13 protein-coding genes are annotated in these 23,788 nt (G+C 48.3%); all 13 read left to right on the top strand.

Features of this window, described 5'->3' with window-relative positions:
- Window position 1: 1 nt before the first annotated feature.
- A complete protein-coding gene (locus LZG72_RS26200) occupies window positions 2–1,774 on the top strand; it encodes a RagB/SusD family nutrient uptake outer membrane protein (protein WP_233878110.1) in 1,773 nt (590 codons plus the stop codon).
- A gap of 153 nt (window positions 1,775–1,927) precedes the next feature.
- Window positions 1,928–2,518 (top strand): RNA polymerase sigma factor, encoded by a 591-nt coding sequence (locus tag LZG72_RS26195; protein WP_233878109.1) that lies wholly within the window; start codon window positions 1,928–1,930, stop codon window positions 2,516–2,518.
- A 137-nt stretch (window positions 2,519–2,655) separates the two neighbouring features.
- Window positions 2,656–3,771 carry a FecR family protein gene (locus LZG72_RS26190; protein ID WP_233878108.1) on the top strand — a complete coding sequence of 372 codons (1,116 nt, stop codon included), beginning with the start codon at window positions 2,656–2,658 and terminating at the stop codon, window positions 3,769–3,771.
- A gap of 196 nt (window positions 3,772–3,967) precedes the next feature.
- A complete protein-coding gene (locus LZG72_RS26185; RefSeq protein ID WP_233878107.1) occupies window positions 3,968–7,366 on the top strand; it encodes a TonB-dependent receptor in 3,399 nt (1,132 codons plus the stop codon).
- Between the two features lie 18 nt (window positions 7,367–7,384).
- Window positions 7,385–8,845: a RagB/SusD family nutrient uptake outer membrane protein gene (locus LZG72_RS26180; protein WP_233878106.1), complete on the top strand. Its 1,461-nt coding sequence runs from the start codon at window positions 7,385–7,387 to the stop codon at window positions 8,843–8,845.
- Between the two features lie 6 nt (window positions 8,846–8,851).
- Window positions 8,852–10,930 (top strand): CehA/McbA family metallohydrolase, encoded by a 2,079-nt coding sequence (locus tag LZG72_RS26175; protein WP_233878105.1) that lies wholly within the window; start codon window positions 8,852–8,854, stop codon window positions 10,928–10,930.
- Window positions 10,931–10,939: 9 nt separating this feature from the next.
- Complete coding sequence (locus tag LZG72_RS26170) at window positions 10,940–12,550, top strand: sulfatase (RefSeq protein ID WP_233878104.1); 1,611 nt, start codon at window positions 10,940–10,942, stop codon at window positions 12,548–12,550.
- Window positions 12,551–12,556: 6 nt separating this feature from the next.
- Window positions 12,557–14,479, top strand: coding sequence for a sulfatase (locus tag LZG72_RS26165; protein ID WP_233878103.1), 1,923 nt, complete (start codon window positions 12,557–12,559; stop codon window positions 14,477–14,479).
- A gap of 30 nt (window positions 14,480–14,509) precedes the next feature.
- Window positions 14,510–15,961: a sulfatase gene (locus LZG72_RS26160; RefSeq protein WP_233878102.1), complete on the top strand. Its 1,452-nt coding sequence runs from the start codon at window positions 14,510–14,512 to the stop codon at window positions 15,959–15,961.
- A 55-nt stretch (window positions 15,962–16,016) separates the two neighbouring features.
- On the top strand, window positions 16,017–18,374 hold the full coding sequence (locus tag LZG72_RS26155) for a mechanosensitive ion channel family protein (RefSeq protein ID WP_233878101.1): 2,358 nt from the start codon (window positions 16,017–16,019) through the stop codon (window positions 18,372–18,374).
- Window positions 18,374–19,000, top strand: coding sequence for an RNA polymerase sigma-70 factor (locus tag LZG72_RS26150; protein ID WP_233878100.1), 627 nt, complete (start codon window positions 18,374–18,376; stop codon window positions 18,998–19,000). The genes LZG72_RS26155 and LZG72_RS26150 overlap by 1 nt, the downstream gene beginning before the upstream one ends.
- 119 nt (window positions 19,001–19,119) lie before the next feature.
- The gene (locus LZG72_RS26145; protein ID WP_233878099.1) at window positions 19,120–20,130 is read left to right on the top strand and encodes a FecR family protein; all 1,011 of its coding nucleotides are present in this window, start codon (window positions 19,120–19,122) and stop codon (window positions 20,128–20,130) included.
- A 135-nt stretch (window positions 20,131–20,265) separates the two neighbouring features.
- The gene (locus LZG72_RS26140; protein WP_233878098.1) at window positions 20,266–23,772 is read left to right on the top strand and encodes a TonB-dependent receptor; all 3,507 of its coding nucleotides are present in this window, start codon (window positions 20,266–20,268) and stop codon (window positions 23,770–23,772) included.
- The last annotated feature ends 16 nt before the right edge of the window (window positions 23,773–23,788 follow it).

The raw sequence follows: 23,788 nt of genomic DNA, 5'->3' as shown, positions 1-23,788 counted from the left end.
TATGAAAACAACAAAGCTATTTAACTATATGCTGGCCCTGCTGTCACTTGTTGCGGCCAGCTCCTGCGACCTCAACGAAGTTCCGGTAGATACTGCGACGAATGCAGCGGTATTTGGATCGGAAAGTGGCCTGGAATTATATACCAATTCGTTTTATGACCTGCTTCCGAACACGGATGTCGGGGTGTTTCAGGATGACGATAACTCGGACCTGGTTGCACGTAATGGGGTGGACACCTACCTCGCGATAAATGCATTAAGTCCGATCACCAGTTCCGGATGGAGCTGGAGTGACCTTAGGAACATTAATTATTTCATCGAAAACGCCGAAAAGAGCCCCGTGTCCACCAAAACGCACTATATCGGCGTAGCGCGCTTTTTCCGGGCCTTGTTTTATTTTGAAAAAGTAAAAAGGTTTGGCGATGTGCCCTGGATCGACAAAACGATCGAGGTGACTGACGAGGCGAAGCTGTATAGCAAACGTGACAACCGGTTTGACGTAATGGATAATGTCCTGGCCGACCTGAATTATGCGATTGAAAACATTACGCTTACTTCCGACCCAAGTGTTACCCGCATTACGAAGAATGTGGCCCGTGCCTACAAGACCAGAATATGCCTTTTCGAAGCTTCTCTGCGCAAGTACCATACACAATATAACAAGCAGGCGACCGCAAATACCTGGTACGAAGAAGTGGTGAAAGAAGCAAACAGCATTACCGGTTTTACATTGCACGAAGGACCGGCTCTGGACCGCGCCTACCGCGATCTTTTTATTGCTAAAACCGCTTTTACGGATGAGACGATCCTCTCTGTTGCATTGAGCGCCAGTTTGCAGGTATTCAGTTCCGCGAACCGCCGGTTTATCAGTCCAACCTATGGTAACCGCCCAAGTCTGACGCGCCGTTTTATCAATACCTATCTCAACCTGGACGGAACTCCTTTCACGAGCAAAACCGGGTATCAGACCACACCGTTCGTGGAGGAAGTTAAAAACCGCGATCTGCGCCTGAAACAGACGATCCGCGTGGGAGATTACAAAAGAACGGAGAATGGCATTCCCGTAGTGGCACCACCTAATTTCAGCCAGACCTATACCGGCTATCAGCCCATTAAATGGAGCTACGACGAACGTTTTCCGTTCGACGATGAAAGCCGCAACGACAATGCGCACATCATTATGCGCTGGGGAGAAGTGCTTTTGAACAAAGCGGAGGCATTGGCGGAACTGAACAAAATGACCGCCACCGACTGGACGGCCACGATTGGCGCATTGCGCAAAAGAGCGGGCATTACCGGGGCGACACTCACGACCGTGCCGACCGTAGCCGATCCATACATGGTAGCATTCTTTAATGGGAAGTTCACAAACCCGGTGTTGCTGGAAGTACTACGCGACAGGGGTGTGGAAATGGTCTTTGAAGGATTACGCCCCGACGATTTGAGAAGATGGAAGCTTGGAGAATTGTTCCAGTCGGCTCCGATGAACGGAATGTACGTCCCTGCGCTCGGAGAGTATGACTTAAACAGCGATGGAAAGAAAGATGTGTATTTCTATCAGGGAACAAAGCCAACTTCCACGACGCCGGGTATCGCATTTGTGGATGTGTCTCCGTCTACCGCGGTAGGCCGGTTGCAGCTTTCAAACGGAACTTCCGGAGAGGTGATGTGGAACCCCGGACCACGTGAATGGGCAGACAAAAAATACCTGTACCCCATTCCCGAGACCGACCGTACCCGCAACCCGGACCTCGGTCAGAACCCAGGCTGGTAAAAGGATAAAGCTTTAAAAATAGCGAGGTTGCCGAAAAAGCATCCTCGCTATTTTTTTATAGGGGACACATTCTTTTCATGATTATATAACATTCAAATTTTCTTTTGGATTTAGTTATGATCTACCTTTGATTAAAGCCTATTCGAACTAGCATTGGATCCGAGTATATCTTACGAAGAAACACTTTGGGATGCCCTGAAACATGGCAACAAGGATGCTTTTGGCACGCTCTATAAGCTGCATTACCGCCAGTTGTATGGGTATGGAAATAAGTTTTTGAGAAATACCCAGCTCGTCGAAGATGCCATTCAGGATTTGTTCGTCCACCTTTGGAACACCCGTGAAAGTCTTTCGCAGGTCCACAATGTCAAATTTTATCTTTTCCGGGCGTTGCGGCGAGATCTCGTCCGGCTAGCCGAAAAAAGCAGGCGGTTTGAAGATATCGGAGATGAGCTCGCCGAGAAAAATCAGCCTGAACGATACCTGTTCGAGGAAGAGGAACAGGAAAAGCTTTTAATACAAAAACTCACCCGAATGCTGCGGAAACTGCCCGAGCGTCAGCTGGAAGTAGTGACGCTTCGTTTTTTCGATAATTTCAAAACCGAAGAAATCGCCGCGATCATGGGTATTTCCGAAAAATCCGTACGCAATACTTTATACAAAGCACTCACGCACCTCCGCGAACAGACGCATGATCTGGTACCCTTCATTGAATTAATATTTTTGCTAAGTATCGTATACTAAGTAATTGTTAATAAGCGACTTGTGCTTTTCTTTCATTTATTCTAAAAAATTTTCCGATTTCGGAGGGGACACATTTCAAATTGCCTCCTCTTCAGCATGTGAAACAGAAATATTTTATTTTTTATCTGTAAAGTACATTGGAAGAATATCGGGATTTTGCTTCGGAGGACTTCATGCAGGACGGCCATTTTCGCAAATGGGTGATGTCCAACGATGCCGAAACAGATCGCTTCTGGCAGCAATTCCTGAATCTTTATCCCGAAAAACGAGGAGTTATCCGGTCGGCGAGAGCGATGTTGCGTGCAATGTCGATCCTGCAGGCGACACCTGACGAGCATCAGGAAATCAGAATGTGGGAGAATATTTCCGCCCGGACCGGGGACGTGGTGGCAGAACCGGAAAAAGTCCCTGAACTGAATGTCAGCCGCCGGTATATCTGGCAATGGGCTGCGGCGGCGAGCGTGGTGCTGGCACTTTGCTTTCTTGGCTGGTACCTGAACGGATTCAGTACAGAACGAGCATCACACACCTACGCCGCACAGGTGGAAAAGCTTCATAATGAGCTCGTAGAGCACGTAAATGCGACTGGGAAATTGGAAAAGATCGTTCTGCCCGATGGTAGCAAGATCGAACTCTATCCCCAAAGCCGCGTTAGTTACGCGCCGAATTTTTTGGTTGAAAAACGCGAGGTATACCTTACCGGAAAAGCATTCTTTGAGGTAATTAAAAACGATAAAAAGCCATTCATCGTGTACGCCAACCGGCTTGTGACCCAGGTGGTCGGTACGAGCTTTATGGTTACTTCAACCAGTGAGCATGAACCCGCCCGGGTCGCGGTGAAAACCGGGAAAGTGAAGGTCTTTACAATATCTGCCTATCATAAAGCCGGGAATGCGGTACCGGAAGAAACGGTTTTGCTTTCACCGAACCAGCAGGTTTACTATGATCCGCAACGTGATGTTTTGTCGAAAACCTTTGTGCCTGAGCCGGCAGTTTTGAAAGTCCCGGAGAAATATCCTGAATTCCTATTCGAGAATATCTCAGTCGCCCAGGTTTTCGAAACCCTGGCAGAATCCTACGGAGTTTCCATTTCCTACGATGCCGCTACCGTTGCTGGCTGCAATTTGACGGCCCCGCTCGGCAACGAACCGTTATTCAGGAAATTGGATATCATTTGTCAGACCATCGGCGCGACCTACCAGGTGTGGGGAACGGAGATCGTCATTACCGGAAAAGGCTGTAACCTGCATTAACTCAAAAGCTTAAACCCGCTGCCTATGAACAAGTAATTTCCAACCCCATTAATATCAAAAAAGCCGGTAATGCTGGCACATTACCGGACTCAATCCCCATTTCCAGCTTTCACAAGAATGCCTGTCAGAAACAGGCAATGGGAGTGTTTTTGCTCAGTTTTTCCAAAAAATCTTAAAACAAAAACGTAGTAAAACTATGAAAAATTTACGGGACAAAATCCCAAACCTGAACCTTATCATGAAGATCACATGTGTTCAACTGATGATGCTGGTGGTATGTGCCGGCGTCGCTCTGGCTGGTGACGGCCTGGCGCAGGAACTGCTCAGCCGGCCAGTCTCGGTTGACCTGGAAAATAAAGAGCTGGATGTCGTACTGAACCGGATCGCCAAAGCTGCGAATGTGAAGTTTACCTACGTCCCTCAAATGGTGATGACAGAGAAAAAGGTTACGCTGCACGCAAGCAAAGAACCTCTGGAACAGGTACTTGAAAAATTGCTGCTGCCCCTGGAAATCAGCTACAAAGTCTCCGGCGATTACATTGTATTGCGAAAAGAAACAGGCAAAAAATCATCAGCTTCTCCATCTTCATTTGTACCTGCTGCTGAAATAAACATTTCCGGAAAAGTAACGGACGAGCAGGGAGAAGCACTGCCGGGCGTGAGTGTGATCCTGAAAGGCACGCAGCGTGGCACTACCACAAATACCGACGGCGGGTTCAGTTTCGACGTACCCGACCAGACTGCCGTTTTGATATTCAGCTTCGTGGGCTATGCCGCGCAGGAAGTTGGGATCGGTAATCAGACGGTCTTGAATGTAAGACTTGTCAGCGAAGACAAATCATTGAATGAGATCGTAGTAGTAGGTTATAGCTCTAAAAACCAAACCCAATTGTCCAGTTCCGTCTCCGTGGTGGGGGCTGAGAAACTGCGTGGTGTAACCAGCCCAACGCTTGGAAACCTGTTGCAGGGACGTGCGTCGGGGGTGATGGTGTCCGCATCGACGGGGCAGCCGGGAGCAACTCCGGCAGTAAGGATTCGTGGAAACGGAACGATAAGTGCAGGCGCAGATCCTTTATATGTCGTCGATGGCGTGATCGGCGGAACGGCCAATCCGAGTGACATTGAATCGGTTACGATCTTGAAAGATGCGGCGGCTACCGGTTTGTACGGTTCCCGGGCTTCGAACGGAGTAATTGTAATTACCACAAAAAGTGGAAAAGCAGGGAAAACGAGGATTAATGTAAGTACGTCGCTCGGCGTGAGCAGCATTGCCAGAGGTAAGTTCAAAATGATGAATACCCAGCAGTATTACGATTATACCAAACCGGTTTATGAAAATGATTACAATGGAAAGCGTGCGGCATTCATTACGGATCTTTCTAAAACAACCCCGAACCCGACGGATGCGCAGATCGAAGCATTTCTGAAAACAAAAGGTCTGCCGACTTCTCTGGACGCCTACATGAATATCAATTTCCCGTCGAGTTTGCTAAAATACGATACCGACTGGAGTGACCTGGTGTACCGGAAAGGTGTCACCCAGAACTATGAAGTTTCGGCTTCTGGCGGTGATGAAAAAACGAAATTTTACATCGGAGGTAACTATTATAACGAGGAAGGTACGCTGACAAACTCGGGTTATAAACGCTTCAACGTGCGGATGAATATCGATCATCAGATCAATAAAAAGGTGCGGGTTACCGGGCGGCTTAATGGACGGATGGATTACACAACCTTCGATTATTCGGGCGAACGCGGCGGTGCCTGGACGACTTTTTACAACCTGCCAACAGACCGCCCTTATAACGACGACGGCAGCATTCGCATTGGTACCGAGGCGGACTGGTTCGGTCGCGACCGTTTCAACTTTTTGTACCCGATGCAATACAATTACAGCACGGCGCGGTCGAGCGGTGTGCAGGGTGATTTTGTTTTAAATTATGATATTAACGATTGGCTGAGCTTCTCGTCCACCAACCGCGTCGACCTCAACAACGGACGCGCCGAAATCTACGACGACCCACGGACATTGACCGGCGGGATCAGGAAAGGACTTTTGCGAAACAATGTTACCTATACCCAGACTTTGCTGAACTCCAATTTGCTGCGGGCATCCAAAAACTTCGGGCCGCATTCCATCGGCGGGTTGATCGGGGCTGAGTTTCAAAGTAATTATGGCGATTTTACCAATAGCAGCGGGGGAGGTGTACCGTCTGGTCTGAATGTCATGGATGTGTCGGCAACGCCGGTCGCCATTGCCGGTTCAAAGAACAAAAGCGCATTCAACTCGTATTTCACGCAAGCCGATTACAATTACAACAACAAGTATTTCCTGACCGGATCTTTGCGGATGGATGGTTCTTCCAAATTCGGTGAGAACAATCAGTATGGTAATTTCTGGGCACTGGGCGGCTCGTGGATCATTACAAATGAGGGATTTATGCCAAAGTCGAATACCATCACTTTGCTGAAATTACGCGGGAGCTACGGTACCACCGGGAATGCGAACATCACGGACTTTATCACCCGGGAGCTTTACAGTTTCTCAACCCAATATGCCGGAACATCCGGCGCGATCCCTGCGAGGCTGGCCAATCCGGACCTGACCTGGGAAAAAGCGTACACCACCAATGTCGGTATGAACATTGGTTTCTTCAACCGCATAGACCTGTCGCTGGACTTTTATCAGCGCGATACCAAAAACCTGTTGTTCGATGTGCCGCTTTCTTCGGCGACCGGTTTCAAAACGCAGATCCAGAATATTGGTCAGATCAGAAATAAAGGTATCGACCTGGAACTGAACACGACCAATCTCATGACCAAGGATTTTGTATGGAAAACCAATTTCAACATCGGATTTAACAAAAACGAGGTTCAGGCACTTTACAATGGACAGGATATCGACCTGGGCACGCAGCGTATTATTGTCGGCCAACCTTTGGGAACCTGGTATATGCAAAAATGGATGGGCGTAGACCCGCAAACGGGCGGGCCGCTTTGGGAAAAGCTGACTTATGACGAAAAAGGAAATGTGCTGACCCGGGAAAACACCAATAACTATAACCTTGCAACGCGCCAGATCGTCGGGAAAAGCAATCCGAATTTCACAGGTGGCTTTACCAATAGTTTGACCTACAAAGGTTTAAGCCTTGATATCTTCCTGAATTTCGTACAAGGTGTGCAGATCAACCATGCATTGCGTGAGAACCTGGGCGGGGACGGAGCTTACCCGACCGTAAACAGCATTGCATTGAGACCCGGTGAAACCAGATGGGAAAAGCCCGGCGACATTGCGACGATCCCGTTGTCTGTTTTGGGAGGAAACCTCAATTCCAACAAAATGTCGTCACGCTATCTTGAAAACGGAAGCTACATCCGGCTGAGGAACATCCGGCTGGCTTACGATCTGCCCGCCGCGTGGATGAAACGCATTAAAGTGGACCGGATCAATGTGTTTGTGACCGGGGATAACCTGTACACCTGGACCAAGTTTACCGGAATGGACCCGGAAGTAGGCTTTGACAATGCCACCGCCGGACTTGCCAAATACTTTGTCAGCAAAAAATTCCTTTTCGGGATCAACTTAGGTTTTTAATCCAGACTGAAAATCACAATGAAAAAGATATCCATTTACTTACAGATCGCGGCACTTTTTGTGCTCACCTCTTCCTGCGAACTGTCGCTTGAACCTTACAATGGAAAAGAAGCCGGTACGCTTTTTACCACAACCGAAGGCATTCAAACCGCGACGCTCGGCAATTACAGTTTCCTGAAAACGCTCGATTACGCGACTTTTTACCATTACATCACGGAATATCCGAGTGATAATGTGACATTAAGCGGCTCGACCGGTAACAACTTTTTCTTTGCTTACAACTACCGCCACCTGGTGGAAATGACCCAGACAAGCCGTTTCTGGCGACGGGCGTATGAAGCGATTTATGGTGCCAATAAAGTGATTGAAAACCTGGAAACGGGAAAATCACCCGAACTGGACCAGTTGCTCGGGGAAAACCTGTACCTGCGCGCCATGCTGCATTTCGATCTGGTGAATACATTTGGAAGACCTTATGCACAGAATAAAGGCAATAATCCGGGCGTCATGATCCGTAAAGACACGGATGTGAGCGCATTGCCGCCGCGAAGCTCCGTAGCCGAAGTATATGATTTCGTGATCAGTGATCTGATCATGGCGGAAACTCTTTTAAAGTCTACCAAAAACAGCAGTTTTGCCTCGAAAGAAGTTGTTCAGGCACTTTTGGCCCGGGTTTATTTGTATAAAGAAGACAATGCAAAAGCCATCGAATATGCCGACAAAGTACTGAAATCGGGCAGGTATAAATTGGTGGATACCGAAGCGTACAAGAAGTTTTTTACCATGTCGAACGAAAGTAATCCCGAAACGATCTTCGCGATCAAACACATGGTTGTGGATGATCTGGCCAAAGATGCCATCGGCTCCATGTATGACGGAACAGCGGGATTAGGCTGGGGGGAAATGTATGCTTCCGAAAGCTACCGGAACCTCTTAAACAAGTATCCGACAGATGCGAGACAAAGTTTTGTACAACCGTCTTATGTGAAAGATGCCGCTGGAAATCAGGTAATTGCAGCGCGAAATGGCATTCCGAAGTATTTTATTTTAAAGTACTCTGGCCAGGATGGCATTCAGACTCTCAGCTCGCCGATCTATCTGCGACTGGCTGAAATGTACCTGACCCGCGCGGAAGCCAATGCCAAACTGGGCAATGCGCAAAAAGCGATCGACGATGTGAATGTGATCCGTACCCGAGCCGGATTGACGGGAACTGCATTATATTCGGTCACGGATCTGAAAGGCCATACTTCGGTTTTGAATGTGGTTTTGGAAGAAAGAAGACTCGAACTTGCATTTGAATGCCTGCGCAAATTCGATGTATTCCGGAATAACCTGCCGATGGTGCGTAATTATCCGGGTTACCATTTGCTGAGCGGCCAGAATACCCAGGTGATCGAGCCGACTGATCCGAGGGTGATCTATTTTATCCCGCAACAGGAAATTGTATTGAATCCGAACCTGACACAAAATCCCTGATCTGACTTGAAATTCCTAAACCCACTTTTTTGCTACGTGTTGTATCTGCTGCTGACAGGTTTGTCGGCAGCAGCGCAGCCGATTTTTACGGATCCGAACCTGTACCATTTGCGTATCGGCGACAAAATGCAATGGGCGGAATTTCCGGGGACACCTCATGGTAAAGAATTGACGGTCACATTTGATGCAAAAGCCCAGACCGGGAAAGCCAGTTTATTTATCAGGCAATTTAGTGTGCTGCTGGATTGGACTGTGACTTTAAATGATCATAAACTCGGCAGGCTGGCGGAGGATGAAAAAGATATGATCTCGGCTTTCGACATTCCGGATGGCGTGTTGATTTCGGGAAAAAACACATTGCGGATTTCTCCCGCTGCAAATCTTCCTGCAACCAGTAGCAACGACATCCGGGTTGGTCAATTTGTTGTCGAAGCGAAGTCGGTAAGTGATGTGTTGTCACAAGCTACTTTGGATCTGGAAGTGAAGGAAACGGGAATCGGTTCGTTGATCCCGTCACGCATTACGGTGGTTGATAAAAATGGCGTTTTACAGCCCTTAAGCAATCAATCGGGCGAAATGGTGGCAATCAGGCCGGGATTTGTTTATACTGGAAACGGCAAAGCGAAGATCGGGTTGCAGCCGGGTACCTATCGCATTTTCGCTACGCGCGGATTTGAATATGGAGTCGATTCTGCCACCGTAACTTTAAAAGCTGGGGATCATCTCAAACAGAATTTTAGTATCCGGCGGGAAGTATCTACACCCGGCTGGGTGAGCAGCGACACGCACATTCACACATTCACCCATTCGGGCCATGGCGATGCAAACGATGAAGAACGCATGCTTTCGATCGCGGGAGAAGGAATTGAACTACCCATTATTACCGATCACAATGTATATGCCGACTTAAATCCAGCAGCTAAAAAGCTCGGCCTGAACCCTTACCTGACCCTTGTAAACGGAATAGAGGTGACCACCCCGATCGGGCATTTCAACATGTTTCCCATTGATTTAAAAAACCCGGTAATCAATCACAAAGTGGCTTCCTGGGACGAATTGAGTAATAATGTCGCGAAAACAGGGACGGTCAAAGGCATTATCCTGAACCATGCGAGGGATCTGCATAGCAACTACCGTCCATTTGATCCAAGCCGGCACATTGCCTCGGCAGGCATGACGCTCACCGGCTGGAAATTGCCTAACAATGCGATGGAAGTCATCAACTCGGGAGCCACGCAAACGGACATTATGCGGCTGTTTAATGATTGGTTTGGACTGCTGAACCGCGGCTATTCCATTACGCCGGCAGGTAGTACCGACACGCATACCATTAGCCGCTACCTGCTCGGCCAGGCCCGGACGTACATTCGCACGAAAGACGACATTCCAGGCAACATCAACGTTGCGGACGCGATCGAGCAGTTCAGAAAAGGCAAAGTAACGGTGAGTTACGGGTTAATGACCGAGCTCGTCGTCAACAAAGTGCATCAGTCGGGCGATACGGTGCTGGGAGCAGGCAAGGAACTTACCGTTTCCGTTCGCGTACTCGGTCCGGGTTGGGCTACTGCCGATAAGGTGGTTTTATACAGTAACGGTAAGAAAATCAAAGAAATGCGCATTCAGAATGGCCGGAAAGCGGGCGTGAAATGGGAGCAAACCTGGAAGATGACTTTGCCGAAACACGATGTATTTCTGGTAGCCATTGCGGAAGGCCCCGGCGAACCCGGACCTTTCTGGCAGATCGCCAAACCGTACCAACCTACTTCACCCGAGTGGCCCAAACGCGTAATGGGCTCGTCCGGCGCATTGTTTATCGATGCGGACCATGACAAAAACTGGTCGAATGCAAACGCATATGCACGTATATTGCTGGGAGATCCGAAAGATATCAGGCAAAATCTGGCGAAAAAGCTGGCGGGTTATGATGAGGCGGTCGCCGTACAGGCTGCTGCGATCTTGCAAGAAAAAGGGATTTCTGTAACAGAAATTATGAATGAGAAAAACTTTGAAAGTGCTTCGGCAGAAACGAAAGCCGGTTTTCAGACTTTTGTCCGGGAGGCTGCATTTTCGCAAACCAAACAGTAAAATAGCGTTATGAAAAAGTGGGCTTTCCTTAAAAAGCGTTTTTGGCTGGGTGTTTTAGTATTGCCGGTACTGGCTGCGGTGCAGATCAAAAATGGTGAGAAAACGGCCGCAAAAAGGCCGAATATCCTTTTTTGCATTGCCGACGATGCTTCGTTCCGTCACATGGGCGCGTATGGATTGTCGAAATGGGTCAGTACGCCGGGGTTTGATCAGGTGGCGGCGAATGGGGTTTTGTTCAAAAATGCATTTACCCCCAATGCGAAATGTGCGCCTTCCCGGGCCTGCATCCTCACCGGCCGAAACCCGTGGCAACTGGAAGAAGCCGGAAATCACGTTCCCTTTTTTCCTGCCAAATTCACAACCTGGGTGGAGGAATTGGGCGATAATGGATACAAAACGGGTTATACCGGCAAAGGCTGGGCACCGGGCGAAATGGGGAAGCGAAACGGTATGCCGCGATTGCTGACCGGGAAGAATTACAGTGAGATCAAATTGCAGTCCCCGACAAAAGCCATTTCACCTACAAACTATGCAGCCAATCTGGAAGTGTTTTTAAAAGACAAACCAGCCGACCAGCCATTCTGTTTCTGGTATGGCGGGCACGAGCCGCACCGGGTTTACGAATACGGTACCGGAGCCTCACTGGGCAAGAAGAAAATCTCAGACATCGACCGCGTACCCGCATACTGGCCCGACAATGAGACCGTCCGAAACGACATGCTCGACTATGCCTACGAAGTCGAGTACTTTGATCAGCACCTCCAAAAAATGCTGCAAATCCTGGAAGAAAAAGGGGAGCTGGACAATACTATCGTGGTGGTGACCTCGGATAATGGAATGCCTTTTCCAAGAACCAAAGGCCACATTTATGAATATGACAACCATTTGCCGCTTGCGATCATGTGGAAAAACGGCCTGAAAAAGCCAGGCAGGAAAATTACCGATCTGGTTAGTTTTATAGACTTCGCGCCCACGTTTCTCGAAGCTGCCGGCATTACGGCCAAAAACAGCACGCTGAACGTCGAGGGTAAGTCGCTGATGCCGATCCTGACTTCCGAAAAAGATGGGTTAGTGGATAAAACACGCGACCATGTGTTGCTCGGGAAGGAACGGACAGACGTCGGCCGGCCGCACGATCAGGGATACCCGGTCCGCGGGATCGTAAAGGATAACCTCATTTTCAGCATCAACTACGAACCGGATCGCTGGCCATCTGGCAATCCGGAAACGGGTTACCTGGATACGGACGGCAGCCCGACCAAAACCGAAATCCTGAATGCAAAACGCACGGGTAAAGATTCCAAACACTGGGACCTGGCTTTTGGCAAAAAAGGTAGTGAAGAACTTTATGACATCGTGAAAGACCCGGATGCCATGAAAAATCTGGCCAGTGACCCTGCCTATGCCAAAGCTAAAATGGCATTGAAAACGCAAATGGAGCGGGAGTTGAAAAGTCAGAAAGACCCGCGGATGTTTGGTAATGGGGCTGTTTTCGACAATTATCCTTACGCCGAACCAGCCACCCGGAACTTCTACGAGCGCTATATGAAAGGTGAAAAAGTAAAAGCAGGGTGGGTGAATGCATCGGACTTCGAGAAAACCGACAAGCCAAAAGAGTAAGATTATATGAAAAAAATAACCGGACTGACCTTTTTGATCGTGTTGCTGGCAGGCATTTCACAAGCTCAGAACAAGCCGAATGTGCTGTGGATCACCATTGAAGATACCTCGCCGGAATTTATCGGTTGCTATGGAAACAAAAATTCCCGAACCCCGACCATCGACCGGCTGGCGAAAGAAGGGATCCGTTTTAACAATGCGTTTTCGACTGGTACCGTATGCTCGCCGAGCCGGACCGCGCTGATCACGGGCGTGAAAGTTTATGAAGCTGGTACCGGCAATCACCGGAGTAATTACCCGGTTCCGGCCGATATGCATGGTTTTCCATACTATCTGAAACAGGCCGGGTACCACACATCCAACAATGCCAAAACCGATTATAATGTGCGCAATGAGAAAGCGTTCATTGCGGATGCCTGGAACGAAAGTTCCGGGAAAGCGGGCTGGTGGAACCGGAAACCGGGCCAGCCGTTTTTCGCCGTTTTCAACTACAACGATTCGCACCAGTCGCGCACGATGACGGATGCTTACCCGAAATATGTGAAGGAAGTACTGGACGAGCTGCCGGAAGCTGACCGCATTGCTGAAAATGCATTTGAAATGCCCCCCATTTACCGCGACAGCCCGGAAATGCGGAAACAATTTGCCCGTGTTTACAATGCATTGAAATTGACAGACAATAAAATCGCCAAACTCCTGAAACGCCTTGACGATGAGCATCTTCGGGACAGTACCATTGTGTTTTTTTTCGGGGATCACGGCGAGGGTATTCCGAGAGGGAAAACAAATGGCATCGATCTGGGCTACCGCGTGCCGTTTGTGATCTGGTTTCCGCCGATGTACCAGCATCTGTCACCCTGGGGAAAAGCCGGAGTGGTTACGGATGAATTGATTGATTTCGAGGATCTGGCGCCATCACTGATCGCTATTGCTGGCGGGAAAATCCCGGATCACATGAAGGGAAGAAAGCTGATCGGAAAGGAACGTTCCGCTAAAACGGATCATCTCGTACTTTCCTCAGACCGGTCGGACAATGGCATTGACATGATCCGGAGCGTGACCGACGGCAGGTATATGTACTCCCGCAATTTTATGCCGTTTATTCCCGAACTGCGGTACATCCGTTATATGGAAATTGGCGAGATCAAACAGCAAATGCGGAAAGATCTGGCGGATAAAAAGTTGAATGCATTGCAGGCCAGTCTGTTTGCGGAACGTCCCGCAGAGTTTTTATTTGATACAAAAAATGACCCTTGGGAAACCAAAAACCTCATTGACGATCCGAAAATGAAACCGGTAGCCGAGAAAATGCGGGAACAGTTACAAACCTCGCTTTTAAAATCCCGCGACATCATGCTGCTGCCTGAATACGAAATCGGACTTATCTCGCAAACCACCACGCCATTTGAATACCGGTTGTCGGATCAGCAATATCCGGTCGCAAAAATTTTTGCTGCCGCCAATTGGTCGGGAAAAAGAGGAAAAGTAATTGCTGCACAGCAGATCAAATTGCTGAAAGATCCGGATAAGATCGTCCGGTACTGGGGCGCGTTGGGCCTTCGCTCGCAAAGTGCCGACATTTTAAAATCCTTTGAAAAGGAAATCACCGCGTCAATAAATGATGAGTACCCGCCGGTCGCGGCGACGTTATCCGCGATTGCTTTTGATGTATATATAAATGAGCAGGCAGCGACTAATCTCAAAACATTTTGCCAATCCGACAATGCAGAACTGGCTTTGATGACCATTAATTATCTGCTCTATATTGCTGATAAAAAGCCATTTATCGAAACAATAAAACGTGTACAAGACGCAAAAAAAGAGTATCCGGATGAAAATAAAAGCCGCGGATACAAAGTGAAAGCGGCATGTATGGACTTCCTCGGCATTCTCGGCATGGTACCGAATAATCCTGAATACGCTGAATAGTGATTTTATAAAAAACCTTAACCCACTTCCATGAAATCAAATGCAATTGCCTTTTTTATTCTGATCGGCATCATTACAAGTCCCGTTTATGGACAAAAAGCTTCTGAAAAACGTCCCAATATCCTGTGGATCGTCGCCAACGACATTAGCCCCGACCTGAATTGCTACGGAAATAAGCTCGTGCATACGCCCCGGCTCGACCAGCTTGCGTCGGAAGGTGTTTTGTATAAAAACTTCATTACCGCCGGTGCCGTTTGTTCCCCCAGCCGGTCGTCGTTCATTACCGGAATGTATTCGGTGAGTATCAATTGCCAGAATCAGTTCCCCAAAAACAAAACCGAATTACCGGCCGGGATTGCTCCGGTGACCGACTATTTTAGAAAAGCAGGATACTATGTGGCAAATACAGGCGGTACAAAGATGACAGGCCCGCATTACACCGGTTACAATTTTGTTCATGAGCCAAAGCAAATGCACGATGGTTTCGACTGGCGCGGCCGGGCGAAGGATCAGCCGTTTTTTGCCCAGGTACATCTTACTTACACGCACCGTCCGTTCAAACGTGACCCGTCACATCCGGTTGATCCGGACAAGATCGTCGTTCCGCCGTATTATCCAAATCATCCGGTCGCCCGCAAGGATTGGGCGCTCTACCTGGAAACCATGCAGCTGCTGGATCAGCAGGTAGGCGAAATCCTCGACCGGCTGAAACAAGACGGACTGGCGGAAAACACGATCGTTTTCTTTTTCGGAGATCACGGCCAGCCGCATGTCAGGGGGAAACAGTTTTTATATGATGGCGGCATCAATGCGCCGCTCATTATCCGCTGGCCGGGGCATTTGAAGCCGGGTACAAAAAGCGACCGGGTGATCAATAACATCGATCTTCCTGCGGCGTCGTTGCAAGCAGCGGGCATTACTGTCCCAAAAACCATGCAGGGAATCGATTTTCTGGACAAAACGTCCAAACCGCGCACCTATGCGTTCGCCGCCCGCGACAGGTGCGACGAAACATTGGACCGGATTCGGGCAGTCCGGACAAAAGATTTTAAATACATCCGCAATTTTTTTCCAGACAGACCTTATACGCAATTTAATGCCTACAAAAAGCTGGAATATCCGGTTCTCACATTGATGCAGGTACTCAAAAGTAAGGGCGAACTGAATGCAGACCAGGCCAGGTTCATGGCGGATACACGCCCGGCCGAAGAACTATATGATTTGAAAAAAGACCCGTTTGAAATGCACAACCTGGCTGGTGACCAGGTGTATAATGCCAAACTGAAAGAGCTGCGCGGGCAAATGGACCAATGGCTTGCCCAGGCCGATAAGGGTACCTATCCGGAGGATGCCGAGGAAGTGAGCTATGCGCAGGAACTAATGAAAACGAAGTTTAAAACGGATATGGAAAAGCGGGGACTGGATCCGGAAACCTCCAACGAAGATTACCTCAAATATTGGGAAAAGAGAATGGCGGAATAACGATACGGGCCCATCGGCATGCTATTTGCTTCAACCGTTAGTTTAAAATACGCGTATGAAGAAATTTGCTGAATTAAAGGAGATCGGACTGAACAAGCGATTTTGTACCATTTTGTGCTTGCTTTTTACGATCTCCTCTGGGTTTTTATCAGCACAGAAGCAAAATGCTCCCGTCGATTCCAGTACCATCATTCCCGACACCCTGTTGTTTCGGCTGGAAAAATACCAGGCGGGCATCAATGAGATGAATGCCGCCAATAAAAAAGGGTATGACGGGGAAAAAATCCGCGCCGAATTGACCAAGATCCGGGCAAATGTGGCGCAGATCGATTCGGCCATGCAGGTAAACCGGATCATTCCCGACAATAAAAATCTTCTCAACTACCGCTTGATGCTTACCGACGCGCAGCTGCAAACCGGTGCATGGCGGAAATCGCTTTCCAAATACAATGCTGAGCTGCAGCGGATGTCCGAGCAGGTCATACAATTTAGTCGTGATTCGTTGCTGCTTACCGATCACAATGACAGTACGCAGCGGAAACTGTACGCGGACCAGATATCGGATCTGAGAGTCCGGCTGCAGAATACCGGCAAAGTTACGGTGGCAAATCTGGACACCGTGAGCAAGTTGCTGGCCGATGTTTCTGCGGTATATTTTCAAACGGTTGACCTGCAAAGCATTGTGGACGATTACCTTAGGGAGTCCGGGAAGAGTGTTTTGAGCAAGGAATACAAATTTCTGTGGAATGCACCGAAGGCAAACAATGCGGATAACATTGGCGAACTGATCCGGACTTCGTATTTAGGTCAGGATAAAATACTGCGCTATTTTCTGAATTCAACCTGGGACAACCGTCTCTTTCTGTTGCTCGTTTGCGCCGGTTTCTTCTGGTGGGTCTACATCAATTTCCGGATGGCTGGCCGCCCGAAACTTGCTGCGGAGATCGGCGAGATGAAATTCAGCTACATCGCCAAAGTCCCGATCTTATCGACACTCGTGGTCCTTTTTAACATTACCCCGCTTTTCGAGCCTAATTCACCTTCCATTTACATCGAACTTAACCAGTTTTTTCTGCTGGTCACGCTCAGTATTTTCCTGCAACGAAGGCTGTTGAAAGAGCAAATGCGCGTGTGGTATACGATCATGGGACTGTATGCGCTGGTGATTTTTACCAATGCGTTTGTTAACGAATCCTTCCTGCTGCGCTCACTTCTGATTGCATTAAACGGCGTATCGATTTATTTCGGGATCTGGCTGTACCGGAAACTGAGGGAGGCAAGCTTTCACAAGAAGTTCATAAAACCGGTAGTCATCATTTATGTCATCTTAAACATTTCCGCGATTCTTTTGAATGTCTTTGGAAGAATAAGTCTGGCAAAATCCTTCCATTTGACGGCCATCAGCGGACTTGTTCAGGTACTTAGCCTGGCGGTTTTCGTGGAAATTGTGGCGGAGGCGATCGAGCTGCAAATGAAGGTGAGCTCGTGTTCCGGCGGGCTTTTTGCGCGGATCAATGTGGCACACAGCCGGGCGAAATTCCGGAAAATCCTGTCGTTTATTTCCGTGCTGCTTTGGATCATGGTTTTTGCCATTAACCTGAATATCATCGACCCGATCGTGGACCTGCTGCAGCAGCTGCTCATAAAACCACGGACTTTCGGCAGCATCACATTCTCACTCGGCAACATCCTGTTCTTTGCCGTCATCGTTTACCTGGCTAATCTGCTACAAAAAAATATCGGCCTTCTTTTTGGAGAATCCGACAGTAGTTTCGGGGCTACTACGGTTGAGAAAAACTCAAAACTGGCGTTGATCCGGCTGGTTATTATCGTACTCGGCTTTCTATTTGCCGTTACTGCTTCGGGTGTTCCGCTGGATAAAATAACGGTTTTGTTAGGAGCGCTGGGCGTGGGTATCGGACTTGGTTTACAAAACATCATCAACAATTTCGTGTCCGGGATCATCCTGATCTTCGAAAAACCATTCAAAATCGGGGATTACATTGAGCTGGCAGATAAAAAAGGAAAAGTGCTCGACATCGGCATCCGGTCCAGCAAGATGCTCACTTCCCAAGGCTCGCGGGTGATCATTCCAAATGGCGACCTTCTATCGGGCAGGCTGGTAAATTACACCCAGAAAAATTCGCAGCTTAAAAGTGAGATCCTGTTCAAGGTTCATGTAGAATCGGATCTTGACCTGGTAAAAAAACTGGTAACTGAAACGATAGACAAAGGTGAGGAAATTGTGAAAAACGCGCCAAAACAAGTCCTTTTCAATAATATCGGTGCAGATTTTGTCGAGTTGAAAATACTGGTATGGGTCAAAAGTGTGTATTCAGAAGCCGCATTTAAAAGCTACGTACTGGAAACGCTCTATCGCAAGTTCAAAGAAAACGGCATTAAGGTGATGTAGTGGATGAAAATAGAGGAGTTTATCCTACTTTTAGATTCTACCTGTTCTTGCAGGGATACAATAGCCATACTGAATTGAAAGAGGTAAGCGACATCGAATTGTTTGAAAAGCTTTGCCGGGACGACGATTTGTCGGCTTTCAAAGCACTTTTCGAGCGGTATTGGCTGAAATTGTATGCTGCCGCGAAGTCGAGACTGGCGAATGAGGACGAGGCGAAAGATTGCGTCCAGGATGTGTTCTTAAACATCTGGTCGAAACGCAGCACACTGACTGTTCCGGACTCGGTGAAAGCTTACCTTTTTATTTCCCTCAAAAACAAAATACTGAACACCATCCAGCACCGGCTCACCGACGAGAGGCACCGGCAGCGATATCTGGAAGAAGTCGATAACCGTTATCAGGAAACCGACCCGGGACTTGAAATGAGCGAGCTGGAAGACGTCATCAAAGACGAGGTCAGCCGGATGCCGGAGCAAATGCGCAGGATTTTTATTCTAAGTAAAGACGAGGGATTAACCGGCGCACAAATCGCCGACATGTTGTCTATTTCTCATCAAACCGTTCGGAACCAGATCAGTACCTCGCTAAAACGCATTCGCCAGCGTATCACCCGGTTCCGTGCTTGATGGGTAAATCATTGGTTATGTGCAGGTTGTTAATTATTTAAAATAAATTTTTTCTTCTTATAGTACAATGCATTTTGCGGATTGTCTTCATTATATAAAATCTTCTTATAGTGAAACAAATGCATTTAGCCCACTTGCTGGAAAAGTATGAGAACGGTACCATATCCGCGTCCGAACTTTCCGAGCTGGATTCCTGGTACCATTCATTTTCGCCGGGCGAAAGCGCATTGGAGGAAGACCTGGCAAAACACCCCGAGTTGCTGAAAACCTTGAAGTTGCAGATCTGGAACGGGATCGAAGAACAAGTTCACATTAATCCAGTATTGCCGTTTGAATCCGAAAAAAGTATCCGCGCCCGCTCGTTCGTCTGGCCTTACAGGGCTGCCGCGGTGCTGGTCATCGGCATTCTCTTCACCATTGGTTACCGCAAATTGCAGCCGGAGGAACGCGTATCCGCTTTTCGCACGATTTCTACAACGAACAACCTGTCCAAAGTAAAATTGCCTGACGGGACGGTGATCTGGGTAAAAGCCGGGTCCAGCCTTCGCTACCCCAAAGTTTTCGACGGTGAAAACCGGGACGTTTTCCTGGAAGGAGAAGCGTTTTTTGATGTAGCCCACCAAGCCGAAAGACCGTTTCTGGTACATACTTCGGATCTCACGATCCGGGTTTTGGGAACTGCATTCAATGTAAAATCTTACAAGGATCAGGGTACGATCGAGACCACTTTGCTGAGAGGAAAAGTGAAGATTGAAAAAGATAATGCAACGGAAACCTCGGAGATCATCCTGAACCCGAATGAACGCGCCGTTTATAACAAGCAATCGAAAGCTCTGGATATCCTGAAAACCGTGGATGTCGCGGAAGTATTAGTGAAAGATGCCGAGATCAAACTGCCGCCGAGCCTCATTTTCGACGAAACGCCATTTACCACGGTGTTTGCCGCACTCGAACAACGTCACGATGTGAAGATCCACATTGAAAACAAGGAAAACCTGAACTGCAGACTGACCGCCGACCTGGAACAGGAGGGACTTGTGGAAACGTTGCAGCTGATCAAGGTTTCGCACGGGATCGAGTTCAGGATCGTGGGTAACGACATTTATATAACCGGAAAATTGTGTCAATAAAAGCCAGGATGCCTATGTAAAAAAACTGCTAAAAAAGAACGCCGGAAGTGCTACCAACACAACCGGCGTATGAAAACTGTCACTTTCGAAGGGTGGCAGCATTGTGTTTCTTTTCTCAAAAAAACCTTTAAATCTATGAAAAAATCTCGACTTCCTTACGGAATGGAGACTCATTGGTATGCCTTATTCGCGAGAATAAACTACCTGAAGAAAATTCCCAAAAACGCTATGATGACGTTGTTCATCCTGACTCTGACCACTCTTTTTCAGACTCAAGCAGGGGCGCCCGCAGGGGCGCCGGTGAAGGAGCCTGCTAAAATATCAATCGTGAAAAATGCGACTCCCTTAAAAGAGGCGCTGAAAGAGGTTGAAAAGCAAACACAGTTCCGGTTTTTCTACAACGATCTGCAAGTAGATGTCCGCAAGATCGTGAGTGTCAACGTCGTGAATGCGACGATTAATAAAGCGCTGGACGAAATTTTTAAGAATACCAGCATCAATTACCAACTCACGGGCCGACAGATCCTGTTATATAACCGGCTCAAAATCAAGTCGGACTCGTCCGCAATGGGTGAAATGCCCGCGGCATTGCCCAACTTCGAAAAGCTGATCCATAAGGTGGATGGAAAAGTGACGGGCTCGAATGGAGAAGCGGTACCGGGTGTCAACGTGGTGGTGAGAGGCACTACCACGGGGTCGAGTACCAATGGAAACGGGGAGTATTCGGTGAATGCGCCGGACAAAGATGCGGTCCTCGTGTTTTCTTTCATTGGGTATGTAACCCAGGAAATTCCGGTGAATGGCCGCTCCCTCATTAATGTCACGATGGAAACCGATGTGCAGGCGCTGGGAGAAGTGGTGGTGGTAGGTTATGGTACGCAAAAACGTTCAGACCTGACGGGATCGGTCACATCTATAAAAGCCGACGACATCAAAAACCTGCCGGTACGATCGCTGACGGAGGCTTTGCAGGGTAGGGCAGCCGGGGTTATGATCAGCAAGGAAAATGGCAGACCGGGTGCCAATTCGCAGATCATCATCCGCGGGGTAGGTTCTATCAATGGGTTGAACCCGCTTTTTGTGATCGACGGCATCGTCCGCGGTAACAACAGCAACTTCAATCCCAAAGATGTTGAATCGATCGAGATCATTAAGGATGCGAGCGCAGCTGCGATTTATGGTGCGCAGGCTGCCGGCGGGGTCGTTTTGATCACGACAAAAAAAGGCTCATTTAATCAAAAGAATAACTTCAATTTTTCCACGAATGTTGGCGTGCGGAACATTACCAAGTCGTACGATATGCTTGGTACTGAGGACTATATCCGCGCGCGGCGTGGCATTAAACAAGATTACGGCTTATGGAATAATCCCGATCTTCCCAATACCAACTGGTTCGACGAGCTGTTTCAAAGCGGCCGCGAGCAGACTTATATGTTGTCGATGAATGGGGGAACGGCAAAAGCGAAATATTACGTTTCCGCGGGTTATGAGCGCGAAGATGGTATCCAGAAAAACAACTATTGGGAACGTTACTCGCTGCGGATCAACAACGATTATCAGCTGAGCAAGAAGTTCACGTTCGGCCATTTGATTTACATGGCCAAAACGTCGCAGAATCCTGCAACGCGGGGCATTCCCTGGCGGACGTTGCCTTATATGGCGGTCAAAAATGCGGACGGGTCATTCGCAAAAGTGCCCACGGAAGTTGAATTTTCAGGTGGTAACGACGTGGCATCGCTGGCTTATATGCATCAGAAAAACGGCGCATTGCTGCTCGACGGGGTTGTATATGCCGACTGGGCGATCCTGAACGGGTTGAATTTCAGGACTACGGCAGGCGGAGGATTCAATGGCAGCTTTAACGACAGTTTTACCGAAAAAAACCTGTTGTTACGCACCGCCCAGAACGAATCCTACTCGAAATCATCGGGTTACGGGGAGAGTTACCAGCTCACCACGCAGCTCACGTATGCGAAGGTTTTCAATGGCAAACACGATTTCAAACTCATGGCGGGTTATGAGATCAAAAAGTCGTTCAGTTCCAGTCTGAGTGCCAATGCGACCGCCTTCCCGGTACAGGTTGCCGAATCGTTTGATCTTTCTACCAACCCGAACAAAACGGCGAGCGGCTCGCTGGGTTATGGACGGTTCTTGTCCCAATTCGGGCGGCTGAACTATACTTTTGACAACAAATACATTTTAACTGCCAACGTGCGTCGCGACGGTTCCACCAAGTTCGGGCCTTCCAGTCGCTGGGGAGTTTTTCCTTCGGTGGGTGTAGGCTGGAAAGTGAATGAAGAAGCTTTTTTTCAGAATATAGGCCGGGAAGTTATCACCTTACTGAAACCAAGATTGAGCTGGGGGATTCTCGGAAACGATGCGGCGATCAGCAATTACGCCTACCAGCCTTCCTATCAGCAAGTTGAACAACATAGTTTTGATGAGTCCAATATCGTGGGAGGTTTCAATTCGATCAAGGTGGTGAACAAGGATATCAAATGGGAAGAGATCAATACCATTAATGCAGGTCTGGACATCAATATGTTCAGTGATAAACTTTCGCTTTCGGCAGAATATTACGACCGCCAGACGAAAGATATGTTGTACAACCTGCCCATTCCGCTTTCTTCCGGCATTGCACCTTTCAATTCCGCCAACAGTACCATGCCGGTGAACATTGGGAAAATCTCGAATAAAGGCTGGGAGCTGACGGTTTCATACCGCGACCGCCGGGGCGACCTGAGCTACAACATTTCGGGAAATATCTCTCAAAATCATAATAAAGTGGTCGATCTCGGGCTCCCCACGGCCTACATTTACAGTGGTAGCCTTTCGTTCATGAGCGGCAACTCACCCTTTAAAACTGTTAATGGACAGCCTGTTGGCCAGATATATGGTCTGATTTCCGAAGGTCTGATCCAGGATCAGGGGGAAGTGGACAGGCTGAATGCAGTGGCTACGGAAAAGGCACTTGCGGCGGGAACGATCAAGCCGGGCGCGGTTGCTTACTACAATCACCAGTATACGGGTCCGGGCGATTTCAGATACAGAGATTTAAATGGAGACGGAAAGATCTCTGACCTCGACAGAACGTTCATCGGGAACCCCTGGCCGAAGTTCCAGTACGGTTTCAACATCGACCTGGCGTGGAAAGGCATCGATTTCATGGTGCAGTTCTTCGGCATTACCGGCCGCGATGTGATCAACGGTTCCAAGATATTTGAACAATCGTTCCAGCAGGATTATCAGTCTACCAGCGCGATTTTCGGGGCGTCCAACTTTCTGGGCAATGGGATTACCGATCAGCCTAGATTAGGTGTGATCGATCCATCCAATCCGAACAAATTTATCATCGATCCGAGCAAAAATTATGCTTGGTACTCGTCTTATTTTGTCGAAAACGGTTCTTACCTCAAAGTCAAAAACCTTTCGCTGGGTTATACATTGCCTGAAAACCTGGTGAACAAACTCAAACTTCAGAAGCTGCGGATTTATGTGACCGGCCAGAACCTGCTCACTTTCACCAAGTTCACCGGATTGGATCCCGAGTTTTCCAACGATGTGAAAAGTCACGGTTTATATGGAATTGATACGTATCCTCAAACGAAGCTTTATTCAGTCGGACTTGATCTGAGTTTTTAAAAGTGGATCAATTAAG

Origin of the sequence: Dyadobacter sp. CY323 (genome assembly GCF_021390245.1) — a bacterium.
Taxonomy (GTDB): domain Bacteria; phylum Bacteroidota; class Bacteroidia; order Cytophagales; family Spirosomataceae; genus Dyadobacter.
The sequence above is the reverse complement of the archived record's forward strand: the minus strand, read 5'-3'. Positions and strand labels throughout refer to the sequence as shown.